This window comes from Helicobacter mustelae (genome assembly GCF_900476215.1).
GTDB lineage: Bacteria > Campylobacterota > Campylobacteria > Campylobacterales > Helicobacteraceae > Helicobacter_H > Helicobacter_H mustelae.
The window spans coordinates 561,563-576,081 of the sequence record NZ_LS483446.1; the positions used below are offsets into that span (position 1 = coordinate 561,563).

At 43.7% G+C, this 14,519-nt stretch carries 10 protein-coding genes; 7 read left to right on the forward strand and 3 right to left on the reverse strand.

Annotated elements, in window-relative coordinates; all coding sequences use genetic code 11:
* Together glpK and DQN48_RS02710 are read left to right on the forward strand one after the other, a co-directional pair.
* Complete coding sequence (glpK, locus tag DQN48_RS02705) at positions 1 to 1,488, forward strand: glycerol kinase GlpK (RefSeq protein WP_013022838.1); 1,488 nt, start codon at positions 1 to 3, stop codon at positions 1,486 to 1,488.
* Between the two features lie 10 nt (positions 1,489 to 1,498).
* Positions 1,499 to 2,230, forward strand: a complete 732-nt coding sequence (locus DQN48_RS02710) for an MIP/aquaporin family protein (RefSeq protein ID WP_013022839.1) — start codon at positions 1,499 to 1,501, stop codon at positions 2,228 to 2,230.
* Positions 2,231 to 2,610: 380 nt separating this feature from the next.
* On the opposite strand, the gene DQN48_RS02715 is transcribed toward DQN48_RS02710, so the two are convergent.
* From DQN48_RS02715 to edd, 3 genes are all read right to left on the reverse strand, one after another.
* Positions 2,611 to 5,265, reverse strand: coding sequence for a porin family protein (locus DQN48_RS02715; protein WP_170118054.1), 2,655 nt, complete (start codon positions 5,263 to 5,265; stop codon positions 2,611 to 2,613).
* Between the two features lie 217 nt (positions 5,266 to 5,482).
* Positions 5,483 to 6,109 carry a bifunctional 4-hydroxy-2-oxoglutarate aldolase/2-dehydro-3-deoxy-phosphogluconate aldolase gene (locus DQN48_RS02720; protein WP_013022841.1) on the reverse strand — a complete coding sequence of 209 codons (627 nt, stop codon included), beginning with the start codon at positions 6,107 to 6,109 and terminating at the stop codon, positions 5,483 to 5,485.
* Between the two features lie 9 nt (positions 6,110 to 6,118).
* Positions 6,119 to 7,921 carry a phosphogluconate dehydratase gene (gene edd, locus DQN48_RS02725; RefSeq protein WP_013022842.1) on the reverse strand — a complete coding sequence of 601 codons (1,803 nt, stop codon included), beginning with the start codon at positions 7,919 to 7,921 and terminating at the stop codon, positions 6,119 to 6,121.
* Between the two features lie 120 nt (positions 7,922 to 8,041).
* Here edd and zwf point away from each other — a divergent pair, with 120 nt between their 5' ends.
* The 5 genes from zwf (at position 8,042) to DQN48_RS02750 (ending at position 14,178) form a co-directional block, all read left to right on the forward strand.
* Positions 8,042 to 9,448 carry a glucose-6-phosphate dehydrogenase gene (gene zwf, locus DQN48_RS02730; protein WP_013022843.1) on the forward strand — a complete coding sequence of 469 codons (1,407 nt, stop codon included), beginning with the start codon at positions 8,042 to 8,044 and terminating at the stop codon, positions 9,446 to 9,448.
* Positions 9,449 to 9,654: 206 nt separating this feature from the next.
* Entirely contained in the window at positions 9,655 to 10,335 is a 681-nt protein-coding gene (gene pgl / locus DQN48_RS02735; protein WP_013022844.1) for a 6-phosphogluconolactonase, read from the forward strand.
* Positions 10,316 to 11,320, forward strand: a complete 1,005-nt coding sequence (locus DQN48_RS02740; protein ID WP_013022845.1) for a glucokinase — start codon at positions 10,316 to 10,318, stop codon at positions 11,318 to 11,320. Before pgl ends, DQN48_RS02740 begins: the two co-directional genes overlap by 20 nt.
* Positions 11,321 to 11,323: 3 nt before the next feature.
* On the forward strand, positions 11,324 to 12,967 hold the full coding sequence (gene pgi / locus DQN48_RS02745) for a glucose-6-phosphate isomerase (RefSeq protein WP_013022846.1): 1,644 nt from the start codon (positions 11,324 to 11,326) through the stop codon (positions 12,965 to 12,967).
* An 11-nt stretch (positions 12,968 to 12,978) separates the two neighbouring features.
* On the forward strand, positions 12,979 to 14,178 hold the full coding sequence (locus tag DQN48_RS02750) for a sugar MFS transporter (RefSeq protein ID WP_013022847.1): 1,200 nt from the start codon (positions 12,979 to 12,981) through the stop codon (positions 14,176 to 14,178).
* Positions 14,179 to 14,519 lie beyond the last annotated feature (341 nt).

Here is a 14,519-nt window from a genome sequence, read left to right on the forward strand (position 1 = left end):
ATGAAACGGTATATCATGGCAATAGACCAGGGTACAACATCTTCAAGAACAATCATTTTTGACAAAATGGGAAATGTCATCAGTAGCGCACAAAAGACGATTTCTCAAATTTTCCCCCAATCTGGTTGGGTGGAGCATGATGCCAAGGAGATTTGGGCTTCTCAAATTTCAACACTTACAGGAGCTTTAGCCAAGGCAAACATCAGTGCCAGTGAGATTGCAGCCATTGGCATTACCAATCAAAGAGAAAGCACGGTGATATGGGATAGGGAGAGCGGAGAGCCCATAGCCAATGCCATTGTATGGCAAGACCGTCGTACTGCAGATTATTGCGAATCTCTAAAAGAAAAATACGCAAAATCTATTCATCAAAAAACCGGTTTGATTATTGATGCTTATTTTTCTGCAACCAAAATCAAGTGGCTCCTTGATAACATCCCTAATGCTAGGAAAAAGGCAGAAAATGGTCAACTATGTTTTGGCACCATCGACACTTGGCTGATTTATAATTTTACAGGTGGCAAGGTCCATGTCACAGACCCAAGTAATGCGAGTCGCACGATGCTTTATAATATCCACACGCTCCAATGGGATGATGAGCTTTTGGAGCTTTTTGATATTCCCAAGAAGCTCCTGCCAGAAGTGAGATCCTCAAGTGAAATCTATGGCCATACAATGACGCGTTGGGTGGATTCTCAAATCCCTATTGCTGGAGTTGCAGGCGATCAGCAATCTGCATTATTTGGGCAAATGTGCATCGAAAAAGGAGCGATGAAAAACACCTATGGCACGGGCTGCTTTTTGTTGATGAATACGGGAGATAAACCTGTGATGAGTCAAAACAATCTTCTTACAACTGTTGCTTGGCAAATTCAAGATAGGGTTTCTTATGCGCTTGAGGGTGGGGTATTTGTAGGTGGAGCGGCTATACAGTGGCTGCGCGATGGTGCTAGGATGATTCGAACCGCTGCAGATATCAATACCCTAGCAGCCACTGTAGAAGATAATGGGGGCGTCTATTTTGTCCCCGCGCTCACAGGGCTTGGAGCTCCTTATTGGGACCAATATGCAAGGGGGACGTTTTTTGGCATTTCTCGAGGGACAACTGATGGGCATATTGCTCGCGCAGTTCTTGAGGGTATCGCTTTTGAGGTATATGACATCGTCAAAGAAATGGAAAAAGACCTGGGTGAAAAATGCATTGAGCTGCGCGTGGATGGTGGGGCAAGTGCGAGTGATTATCTCATGCAGATTCAAGCTGATATTTTTGGATTTAATATAGTGCGGCCAAAAACAATCGAAACAACAGCACTGGGTGCAGCTTATTTGGCTGGCTTGGCAGTGGGATTTTATAAGGATATAGAGGAGATTAAATCCCAATGGCATATTGACAAGACTTTTTCACCCAAACTAGAAAAGGAAAGGGTTCAAGAAATGTTGCATTTTTGGCACAAGGCGGTAAGTAGCTCACTGCATTGGCTATCCTAAGGGGGAGAGAATGAGCATCTTTGTTTCAGAATTTATCGGGACGGGTTTGATGATATTGCTTGGCAATGGAGTTGTTGCAACTTGCGTGCTTAAGGGCACAAAATGTGGAGATGGGGGGCATTGGCTGATTATTACAACTGCATGGGCATTTGCGGTTTTTGTGGGTGTGGTGGTAGCAGGAGAGAGCAGTGGTGCTCATCTCAACCCCGCAGTAACATTGGCTTTGGCCCTGGCACATAAGCTTGAGTGGCAACTTGTGCCCAGCTATATTGCAGGGGAATTTCTTGGCGCAATGTTTGGAGCCTTGCTTGTTTGGATTATGTACAAACAGCATTTTGCCCTCACCTCCGATGAGGGTGCAAAGAGGGCGTGTTTTTGCACCTCTCCAGCGATACGGAACTATCCCTCCAATTTTCTAAGTGAGGCGATTGGAACATTTGTGCTAATTTTTGTGATCCTTCATCTAAGTGGCGCAAATATTATTCTTGGTACTGACTCTACTGCAAGCATTGGTCTGGGGAGTCTGGGGGCATTGCCTGTGGCTATTTTGGTGTGGGTTATTGGCTTGTCACTAGGTGCAACAACAGGCTATGCCATAAATCCAGCAAGAGACTTGGGGCCTAGAATTGTATTATTTTTATTGCCTCTCAAAATCAGTGCTGACTGGGGCTATGCTTGGATTCCCATATGTGCCCCAATTGTTGGGGGTGTTGTTGCTGTATACCTTTCTAACATACTTTAGCCATTCTTTTTATTTGCTAGGAAATGGTGCCATAAAGGCCATGCCATGAGGCTCGCTTTATTGTGAAGGTGTAAAATTCTTGGCAAGAATCACCTTCCTTAAAGATTAAAATTCTCGCCATAAAATCATCAAGACTCTCATAAATCTCAAGTTTCCTCATAAAAGTCGATGGCATTTCTTTGAAATCCCTTGCGAGGTTAGGGGTTTTACCCTGAGTGCGACGGATCTTTGTGCTGTGTCATAAAGTCTGCTACAAAATTTCAACGCATTAGGAGGATCAAGCACAAAAGCATGTATTCCCGCCAGAAGCAAAGTGAGTTTTCGCCCACTTTTTGCATGTTATAAAAGTGTCAAAACACCCCTCCAGTGCTTCAAAAATTCTAAAACACCCAGCCGTAGTTAAAGAAGACATTGAAATGACTAGGGCCTTCTTTGATGGATATCTCTCTGTTTCCTAATGTTGCCACTTTGATGTCATAGGAGATCATGGGCACAGAGATCCCGAGGCTATACTTGGAATGCCCCACTCTGTAATTAAAGCCTGTGGTGAAATTGAGATTGCCTGCATTGACAAAGCGCCCTAGCATGCCATAACCCTGCCAAAGCGCTCTAAGCCCTGCAAACATGCCAAGAGAACTATCAAAACGTCGAATAGCCTCTAGAGCGTCTTTTTCTTTAATTGTGGTGTACTTGGTATAAAAATCTATGAGGACATTGGAGCCCACGCCAAGGCCCACTTGATTGATTGAAGCGCTGATTTTGTTTACGCCTGCATAGTTGTACTTCATGATGCCATAATAAGACATCCCAACGGTATCGTTAAAATAGTGCTGATAGCCCCCCATCACATTAAAGCCCACCATCGCAGACTTATTGGACACTCTGGACATGCTATTAAGGGTGCTTGATAGGCCTGAGAGGAAAGTTGAACTATAAGAGGACATTTCCCTTGGCAGTCGTCTGAAGCTCACTTCACTAGTTGCACTTTGTGCTGGAGTGCTTTGAGGCACTTGTGCGGCACTAGCACCCCCCCCCGGGCCACTGCCACTTTCGTTACTTGCATTGCTTTGGGGTAATTGTGCAAGCTGTGCTGCACCTGTGGCACTATTCAAGGAGGCTGCAGCGACTTGTTTTGCGCTCGTGCTGTTTGCAGGTAGGCTTGTGATGTGTGTTACGCCAGCATAGCTGTTGTATTGGTTGATCACGGCTTGTTCAGCTTTTTTTAGGGCTTCATTATAAAATTTCTCAAGCTCTTCCTTGTTTTTGATGGCTTGTTGTTTTGCCCAAGCTTCATACCACACGGGAGAGTCGAAATTGGTGCCATTTTTTTGCACATCTTCAAGCCCCTTTAGGTAGGCATCCCATCTCTTTTTGAAATTCGCTTCATCGGTTTCATACTGTTTCATGTTTTTCTGGTATTGCGCCATTGCAGCATCGTACATTTTTTTGTTTTCAGCGTTCTCAGTGCCATTGCTTTCTTTTGGCGGTGCTAAGGGTTCTATGGGTGCGACGGGTTTTACGATGGGGTTTGTCCACCATGCTGGGGCGTTGAACGACCAATTGGGGCGGTTGTTGGGCTCTGCAGCTGGGAGATCTTTGTAATTGATAGGTAATTCATTATGTGCACCCAAATATGTCCAAACACCCACCCCCAGGCCCCCCATGCCCGCCAAAAAGTAAGTGCCATTTTTGTTGGTTACAAAAGGTAGACCACTAGCATCGCCTGGATTTTTATCAAATCGATCCCATGCTGATGCAGCACCTGCATCATTGTTGGGCTTTGCTTGGTCGGTGTTGTTAAACCAGCCATTTTGGTAAGTCATGTCTCCATTATGGCTGTAGCCATTTACATGCCCCCACTCATGCCATATTGTGATTAATGGCCAAATATTGGTGCCGGGGGTTAGTGGATCATTGCTGAGATAGATGGGGGGTTTTTCCTTTGAGGACTTATCGGGTTTGAAATAATAGTTAATGAGTCCGGGCTGCACACCCCAGACAGCTGGTGAACCAAGGCCTTCATAACCACTAGGACTCATGATGTCTACCGTAATGTTTTTGCTCGTGGTGTATTGTTTATAAACGGTTTCAGGGCTTAGTACATATTTTTGACTTCCTGGCTTGGCTTGGCCATTACTTAAGGGGACAACATTGGGGTTATAGTCACCAGGACCATTGACAAAAGCAAAAGGGGCGTGCAACACAGCTTGTTTAAACTGAGGGGAGCTTAGGACTGCTGCTAGATTCTCTAGTGCGTAGGTGATGAGCTTTGCTGAGTAGGGGGTGGGCACGCCCCATGCCCAGCTCCCATTATTTGGTTTGAGCAGATCTGGGATAGGGGTTATGGGGGCGAATTTAGCCGTGATGTCCACCCAAATTCTCTCAAAGATCCCCAGAACATGTTTGGTTTGTGCATTTGAGCTACTGCTGGCATCCACCAAAAATCTCGTGTCTATATTGGGATTGTTTTTGTCAATGTAGGACTGTTGAATGTTTTGCGCTGCGGCTAGCTGGGCACCACTGAGTGTGCGATTTTGCTGTTGTTTTTGCTGCTGTTGTTCTTGTTGCTGATATTCTGCCAAGACTTTGGCGATTTCTGGCATGTGAGTTTGAGGGATGGTGGTGATCTCAAAGGGCTTGAGGTCGGCGATCCGTCCCACGATCACTCTGTCTTTGTTGCCAGGGGTGTTCATCGTAATATCTACATTTGTGAGATTGTAGGGCAGGAAGTTTTGTATCACTACGTTGCCATTTTCTAATTTGATCGCGATGGGGTGGGCAGCGCTTAGGATGATTGGGGTAGGGTTCTGGTTGGTAGATGACCCTAATTTGTCCTGTGTGAAAATAGGCTGAGTGCTGTACTGGGTGCTTTGGATGAGGGGGGTTGTGCCTGAGATCCTTTTGATGGGAGGTCTTTTGGGTATGGGAACGCTTGGCAGCAGGGACCTAGGAGGGATGATGGTCTCTGCTGTTTCCACCATGCCTGTGGTGATTCCGCCTTCTACAAAGTATCCATCCTTTGGGTTGTAGGCCATCAAAGGCAACCCGCCGAAAATAAAAGGGAATAAGTATCTTCGCATTTTAATTCTCCTAGCCATCCAAGGTGCTGAAATAAATATGTCATTATAGCAAAATCTTAATATTTGGCTCTAAAGAAGCAAGAAATTTATTCTTAATTTGATATTTACTCCAAATCGCTTGTAAAGAAGCAGGGAATTTTAGGCCTGATGTGTTTGCCTGCCTCAAAACGTTTTATTTTGTGATTTTTGCGAGACTATCTCTGGTGATTTGGCTAATCTCATCCCATTTTTTTGCCAAAATGAGTTCCTTTGGACTTAGCCAAGATCCCCCCACACAAAGCACATTTTCTAGATGCAAATAATCATTAATATTGTCAGGGCTAATGCCGCCTGTGGGACAAAATTTCACCTCATGAAACGGAGCTGCTAGGGATTTTAACATGCCCACCCCACCAGCTGCCTCTGCAGGGAAGAATTTCAAATCCTTATAGCCAAATTCAAGAGCTAGCATCAATTCACTCGCAGTGCTCACCCCAGGAATGAGCGTCAGGTTTATGTTTTTGGCCTCTTTTGCAAAAGTAGGTGTCAACCCCGGGCTTATGGCAAATTTGGCTCCTGCATGCTTGACTTCTTCTAGCATTTTGGCATTCAAGACTGTGCCCGCTCCCACAGTAGCTTCTGGAACTTCTCTGGATAGGATCTTGATGGCTTCTAGTGCTTCTTTGGTGCGCAGGGTGATTTCTAAGATCTTGATGCCACCATGTACTAGCGCCCTTGCTAGATCAATGCTTGTTTTTGCGTCATGGATTGTGATAACGGGGATGATTTTGCTGATTTGTAAAATTTCTCTTGCTTGCATGTCTTCTCCTTATTGAAAATATCCACCAAAGCTCATGGCTCCAGTCTCAGCGCTAGAGCTTTGAGCTCTAAAGCCTGCAAAGAGCTCCCTGCCAGAGCCAAAGATCTCTTTTTGTGTGAATATGGCTGCCTCTCTTTGATTCCATTCTTTTTCATCTACCAAGACTTCTAGCACACCATTTTTGGCATCAAGTACAATCATATCTCCTTCTTTGATCTTGGCGATGGATCCGCCAAGCAGAGCTTCAGGGCTCATGTGGATGGCTGCAGGGACTTTGCCTGAAGCTCCAGACATTCTGCCATCAGTGATGAGGGCCACCTTGAAGCCTTGGTCTTGCAGGGCTCCTAGCGGAGGGGTTAGTTTGTGGAGCTCTGGCATGCCATTGGCCCTAGGACCCTGATAGGGCAAAACAGCGATAAAATCTCGTTCTAGCTCTTTGTTTTGGAATCTTTGTAAAAACTCTTGCTGAGAGTGGAAGATTAGGGCAGGGGCTTTTATGATTTGATGCTCTTCTTTTACGGCTGAGATTTTGATCACTGCTCTGCCGATGTTGCCGCGCAGGATTTTTACCCCGCCATCTTTGGAGAAGGGATTTTCTATGTCTCTTAAGATCTCTGTATTTTTGCTTGTTTTCACCCCATCTTTGTAGGTGAGTTTCCCATCGATGAGAAAAGGATTTTTGGTGTAGGGTTGCATGCCTTGGCCCATAACAGTATCCACATCATCATGCAAAAGCCCTTCTTTTAGGAGTTGGTGGATGATGAAGGCGATGCCTCCTGATGCTTCGAATTGATTGACATCTGCCCTTCCATTGGGATAGACTCTGGCTAAAAGCGGAATAATGCTAGAAATCGCATCAAAATCATCCCAATTGATGATAATCCCCGCAGCTCTAGCTATGGCGATGAGATGGATGGTGTGATTGGTGGAGCCACCTGTTGCCATGAGGCCTATCATGGCATTAATGATATTTTTTTCGCCAAGGAGCTCACCTATGGGCTTGATTTGACTTGTGGCCATGTGCGCAGCGGCTTCTTTCACGAGAGCTTCTCTCAAGGGGGTATTGGGATGGATGAATGCAGAATTTGGTAGATGCAATCCCATGAATTCCATCATCATTTGATTGGAATTGGCTGTGCCATAAAAGGTGCAGGTCCCAACATCATGATAAGACTTCATCTCACTCTCTAATAGCTTGTCTCTAGAGATTTGACCCTGGGCAAAGAGCTGGCGCATCTTGGATTTTTCATCATTGGAGATGCCGCTAGCCATGGGACCTGAAGGCACAAAAATGCTTGGCAAATGCCCAAAGCTCAAAGCCCCTATCAAAAGCCCTGGGACGATTTTATCGCATACGCCAAGATAAAAAGCCCCATCAAAGACATTGTGAGAGAGTGCTATGGCCACGCTCATGGCAATGACATCGCGTGAAAACAGGCTTAGTTCCATACCCTCATAGCCCTGAGTGATTCCATCACACATTGCTGGAGTACCACCTGCAAATTGCGCAAAGGCATGATGATTGAAGATTTCTTTTTTGATGAGATCAGGATAGTTTTTGAAGGGCTGGTGTGCGGAGAGCATGTCATTATAGGCTGAGATTATGGCGTAGTTTAAATCTTTGTTTTCTTTGATTTTGTCTTTGATATGGCTGGGAATGGTTGCATAAGCATGGGCCAAATTCGCACAGCCTAAATCTTTTCTTTGGATTTTGCCCTTATGGCCTGCAATGCGCTCTAAATACGCCTCTCTGGTTTTTTGACTGCGCTCCATGACTTTTTGTGTGATTTGTTCTAGTTTTTTGTTTTTCATTGCGAATAAGCCACTCCTAAGTGAGAATATTGTTAAATTTAGTTTGTATTCTAAGGTATTTCTATTAAATGAAAGCTTTTGTCTTTTAAAATTTTATGGTTTTTATTGTAAGGAGTTTCTGTGCAACAACTAAAAGATTTTGAATTTATTTTGTTTGGCGCCACTGGGGATTTGGCTATGCGTAAAATCTTCCCATCTTTGTATGGAGCTTATAGCAAGGGGTTGCTATCACCAAAGGGCAGGATCATCGCCACGGGAAGGAGCGTTTTGGATTTGGGGCAATTTCTTGGAGAATTGGAAAAAAAATCCAAGATTCACATCAAGAATTGCGATGAGAAAAAATGGGCAGAATTTACACAAAACATCAGCTATGTCTCCATTAATCTCAATAAGCTTGCAGATTTTAAAATTTTAAAAAATAGTCTGGATCAAAGGTGTGATAATCGCGTGATTTATTTCTCCATCTCTCCGCAGTACTTTATTAAGGCCTGCGAGCATCTTGCTCAAATTGGTTTCAATGAGAAAAATGTAAAAATCGTGCTAGAAAAGCCCCTGGGCATGGATCTAAAATCCTGTCAAGAGATCAATGATGCAATTGCCAAATATTACAAAGAGGAGCAAATTTATAGGATTGATCATTATTTGGGTAAGGAAGTCATTCAAAATCTCTTGGTTTTGCGGGCCTGCAATCCACTTTTTCTCTCTGTGTGGGATAGGGAGCATATTGATTGCGTGGAGATTACGATTTTTGAGGCCTTGGGAGTGGAAGCTCGGGGTGAGTTTTATGACAACACTGGGGCTTTGCGAGACATGCTCCAAAATCACATCCTGCAGATTCTCTCTTTGATTGCCATGAAGATCCCCAAGGTCTTAGATGCCCCCTCCATCAGAGAGGCAAAGCTAGAACTTCTCAAAAAACTCAAACCCTTCAAAAAAGAAGAAATCAAAAAGCAGGTCATCCGAGCTCAATATGGTAAAAGCGCTGGATTTAAGGCTTATTTGGAAGAGGAGAATATCAGAGAACATAGCCAAGCAGAGACTTTTGTAGCCATCAAGGCTCAGATTGAAGATCCCATGTGGCTTGGCGTGCCATTTTATCTGAGGACTGGCAAGAGAATGGCTGAGTCTTTTGGTCAAATTGTCATTTCTTTCAAAAACAAAAATCTACAAGGCTATACCAACAAGCTCATCATTTTCCTACAACCAGATAATCACATTTCCCTAAATCTCAAAACTAAAAAAATTGGCAATAGCATGGATGTAGAAGAAAAAACCCTGGATTTGCATCTGGATGATTCTGCCGCAATGCAGCCCTATGAAAAGCTGATTTTGGATGTTATAGAAGGCAATCAAGCTTCTTTTAATCATAGAGAAGAATTGGAGGCTGCTTGGAGGTGGATTGATCCAATCTTGGAGAATTGGAAAAATAATGAAAGTGAGCTCTATCTCTATCCTGCAGGTAGCTGGGGACCAAAAGAAGCCCTGGATCTGGTGTATGAGTGTTCTCATGAGTGGCATAATTGTTAAGCCCGCTGCGCAATCTACCAGATTCTTTGGTGTGAAGATGGGAAAGGGTTTTGAGCGCATGAGTGTTCTCATAAGTGGAGTTTTTTCTCACTTCAAGCTTTTTAATGTGAAAAATAGAAACAGTTTTGTGAAATTTGAAAAAAGATTCAATTTTTAAATCTGATTTATTTTGCTAAGATGTAACTAACATAGGGTGGTTTTTGATTATGGCTTTTCGTTTTTATGAATTTTCCAACTCGCAGGAATGCAATCTCTCCCTGGTCTCTTGGTTGGGGGAGTTTCTGACAGAAAAGGCTTTGCTAAATGGCGGCGCTTCTTTGGCTGTATCTGGTGGAAAATCCCCAGTGGCCTTGTTTGAGTTATTGAGTCGGGAAAAAATTGCCTGGGACAAGATTTGCATCAGTCTTGTGGATGAGAGAATCGTGTCTTTGGAGAGTGAAGATAGCAATACTGCCCTAGTCAAGTCTCATCTCTTGCAAAATTCTGCAAAAGGCGCTAGCTTTATCCCCATCCTTAAGGATCCTTCTTTGTCCCTAGAGCTTTTACTTGAGTTTGCAAACAAGCATTATAGGCAAGCAGATTTGGCGATTTTGGGCATGGGCCTAGATGGTCATACAGCCTCTTTATTCCCTGAGGCAAGTGAGTTTGAACATGCGCTAGAGAGTGAGCAAAACATCATCTCAACCACTCCCAAAAACGCTCCCTATCAGAGGCTTTCCATGAGCTTGAAGGCTCTAAAAAAAACCAAAAAACTTATCTTGACCCTCAAGGGGGAAGATAAGAAAAAGGTTTTTGAAGAGGCAAGTTTGGGAGTCAATCCCAAACTGCCTATTTCTTACATACTTCATTCAAGAGAGGTTGATTGCGATGTCTATTACTCAAAATAAAGGCAAGGAACTCTATCCTAGGTTATTGGCTGATATTGGCGGAACAAATGCGAGATTTGCCCTAGAGCTTAGCAAGTCTAAAATCGAGCATATTGAGGTTTTGGCCTGCAATGATTACAATACCATTGTGGATGCTGTGAAGGCGTATTTATCCAAGGTGGGGAATCCGGTGGTCAATTATGGCGCTTTTGCCATCGCTAATCCCGTGGTGGGGGATTGGGTGCAGATGACAAATCATCATTGGGCTTTTTCTATCGAAACTACCAGGCAGGCTCTTGATTTAGAAGTCTTGATTTTAATCAATGACTTTACCGCTCAAGCTCATGCTATTAGTAGAATGCCCCTATCAGAGCTTGTGCAAATTGGAGGCAATTCTTGTGCGATTCATGCACCAAAGGCGGTTTTGGGTCCAGGGACTGGACTTGGAGTGAGTGGACTCATCCCTTGCCTAGATAGCTATATTGCCCTAGCAGGAGAGGGGGGGCATACGACTTTTGCGCCCTTTGATGATACTGAGGTAATGATCTGGCAATATGCTAAGAAAAAATTTGGACATGTTTCTGTGGAGAGATTTTTGAGCGGATCGGGGCTTTGCCTCATTTATGAAGCTCTCTCTCATCGAGAAGGTATGAAAAACTCAAAAATGACTCCAGAGCTCATCAGCGAGCAGGCTCTAAGTGGAAAATTCCCACTCAGTCGTCTGACGCTAGATATATTTTGCGCGATGCTTGGAACGGTTGCTTCTGACCTGGCCTTGACCTTGGGAGCAAGGGGTGGGGTCTATCTTTGTGGAGGAATCATCCCAAAAATCATTGAATACTTCAAAAACTCTCCTTTCAGGACGCGTTTTGAAAACAAGGGCAGGTTTGATGCATATTTGGCCGCTATCCCTGTTTATGTGGTATTGGCCAAATATCCTGGCATTCATGGCGTGGCCGTGGCCCTTGAAAACTATTTGAAAGATTATTTTAAAAATAAAGGCTAATCCATGAAAACTTTCACTCATCTCAATGCTTGGAAGGCATTGAATTCTCATTTTTCTCAGATCAAAGAAGTCCATATGAGGCAGCTGTTTAAAGAAGATGAAAATCGAGGGCCTAGATATTTTCTGCAGGTTGGGGATTTGAAATTGGATTATTCCAAAAACCGCATCACCGATGAGACTTTGGCGCTTTTGTTTGACCTGGCTAATGAATGCTCTTTGAAAGAAAAAATCCATGCGATGTTTGAGGGAGAGAAGATTAACAACACTGAAAATCGAGCTGTTTTGCACACGGCTTTGAGAAATCAGGCAAATCACTCCGTCAAGCTTGATGACATGGACATCATGCCAAATATAAGGGAGGTTTTGATAAAAATGCAAAACTTCTCAGATTCTTTGCGCACGGGCTCTTGGCTTGGCTATACCAATCAAATCATCACAGATGTGGTCAACATAGGTATCGGTGGCTCTGACCTAGGGGTTTTGATGGTGTGTAAGGCTCTGAAAAATCACGCCCACCCAAGGCTAAACATGCACTTTGTCTCCAATGTTGATGGAGTGCAGCTCCAGGATGTTCTGTCAAAGGTCCATCCTGAGACGACTTTATTCATCGTAGCTTCCAAGACTTTCTCCACCCAAGAAACCCTCACCAATGCATTTACAGCTAGAAAATGGTTTTTGGACCATGCTCTAGATGTAAAACACATCGCTAAGCATTTTGTGGCTGTCTCCACAAACAAAGAGGCTGTGAGGGAATTTGGCATAGATTTGGAGAATATGTTTGAGTTTTGGAATTGGGTGGGAGGGCGCTATAGCCTTTGGTCAGCCATAGGGCTGGCCATCATGATTTATCTTGGTAAAGAGAATTTTTCCTCTTTGCTTGAGGGGGCACATTTGATGGATGAGCATTTTCGCAATGCACCTTTTGAGCAAAATATGCCTGTCCTCATGGCATTGATAGGCATTTGGTATATCAATTTTTTTGACTCAGGTAGTCATATCATCGCACCCTATGATTCTGTGCTTAGATATTTCCCCAAATTCATCCAGCAGCTGGATATGGAGAGTAATGGCAAGCAGGTGAGAAGGGATGGTAAGAGGGTGGATTATGACACAGGTCCTATTATCTGGGGGGATATGGGGATCAATGCCCAGCATGCTTTTTTTCAACTTTTGCATCAAGGTACGCATCTAAGCCCCATTGATCTCATTGCATCTCTTAGTAGCAGGGGCAATCTGCCAGGTCATCACGAAATCTTGTTGAGTAATGTTTTTGCCCAAGCAGAAGCTTTTATGCGTGGAAGGAATCTTGAAGAAGTACAAAAAGAAATGGCCCAAAAAGGCCTTAAAGAAGAGCAGATTCAAAAACTTGCTCCCCATAGAGTCTTTTCAGGGAATCGACCTAGCAATGTGCTTTTGCTAGATGAAATTCACCCAAGAAGCATAGGTTCTTTGATTGCTTTGTATGAACACAAAATTTTTGTTCAAGGGGTAATTTGGGATATCAATAGCTTTGATCAGTGGGGGGTAGAGCTTGGGAAGGAGCTGGCTCATACAATTTTATCGGAATTGAAAGGAGGAAAGACTCAAGAACATGATAGTTCTACAAAACACTTAATCCAAATTTATAAAAAATTTAATTCAATTTGAAAGGGGAAATTATGAAAACAAAATCAAACAATTTTGCATTGGTGACTTTAACGACATTATTTTTTGTGATGGGTTTTATTACGGTGCTAAATGACATTCTAATCCCGCATCTTAAGGGGGTTTTTGATCTCAATTATTTTGAGGCCGCCCTGGTGCAATTTTGTTTTTTTGGTGCTTATTTTATATCGGGTGGTTTTTTTGGGAAGCTCTTAGACAAGATTGGCTACCCAACTGGCGTAATCTTGGGATTCCTTTTGACAGCGCTTGGATGTATTCTGTTTTATCCTGCTGCTTCCACTGCTTCCTACCCGATATTTTTGGGGGCTTTGTTTGTCTTGGCCTGTGGTGTGGTGCTTTTGCAGACTGCGGGAAATCCCTTCGTGACCTTGCTAGCCCCTGGCAAAGAAGCCACGGCCCTGACTTTGGTGCAGGCCTTTAACTCTCTGGGCACGACTTTAGGACCGTTCTTTGGTGCCGTGTTCATCCTTTCTGGCACTGCAGAGTACGTAAGCAAGTCTCAAGAAGCTCAGTCTGTGCAAATCCCTTATTTGGTCATTGCTGGCGTGTTGATCCTTTTGGCCGTGGTGGTGTATCTCTTGAGACTTCCTGATGTGAGGGAGAGGGCTGAGAAGGTTAGCGAAGAAAATAATGATGGCAAAAACAGCATCTTTGAATACCCCCATCTTGTTTTGGGTGCTGCTGGCATCTTTTTCTACGTCGGAGCAGAGGTGGCCATTGGCTCATTCTTGATTTCGACTATGTCAGACATCGCGCAGATTAAACATGAGACTGGTGCCAAATATATCGCCTTTTATTGGGGGGGTGCGATGGTAGGGAGGTTTATCGGAAGTGCTGTGATGAGCATCATCCCACCCAATCGCTGCCTAGCTTTTAATGCTGTTGTAAATATTTGTCTTATTGCCACAGCAGTTTTTCTTGGTGGCAAGGTTGCTATCGTGGCTTTGGTGGCCATAGGGTTCTTTAATTCTATCATGTTCCCCACCATCTTCTCTCTAGCCACAAAAAATCTAGGCAAATTCACTAGCCGCGCTTCAGGGCTTATCTGTATGGCCATTGTGGGTGGGGCTCTCGTGCCACCAGTACAGGGATTAGTCGCGGATTATTTTGATGTCCTTGAGTCTTATTTGGTTCCTATGCTCTGCTATTTTTACATTCTCTTTTTTGCGGTGAAGGGTTATCGCACCAAATAATTTGGAATACAAGCAGATATAAGCAATCTCCTCACTTTTCTTCCCCTCCCTTGTGGAGGGACTTCGAAAATTTCTCTCTTTCTCGCATGGTGACATATGGGGACATAAATTAAGGTTCTCTCATACTGTGGGAGGAAGCGTCGTGCCCAAAAATCCCCATAAGTGAGAAAAATTCTCCACATATATCAAAATTCATCTAGCAAAAAATTCAAAATCTCAGGAAAATTCACTCGTTCTAAAAATTAAAATGTTACAGATAGTAATTTAATTTTTTAATATGCTACAAAATGTAAAAAAATCGTACGAAATGATGGATTCGTAAACCATGAGTGTGCTTTAGG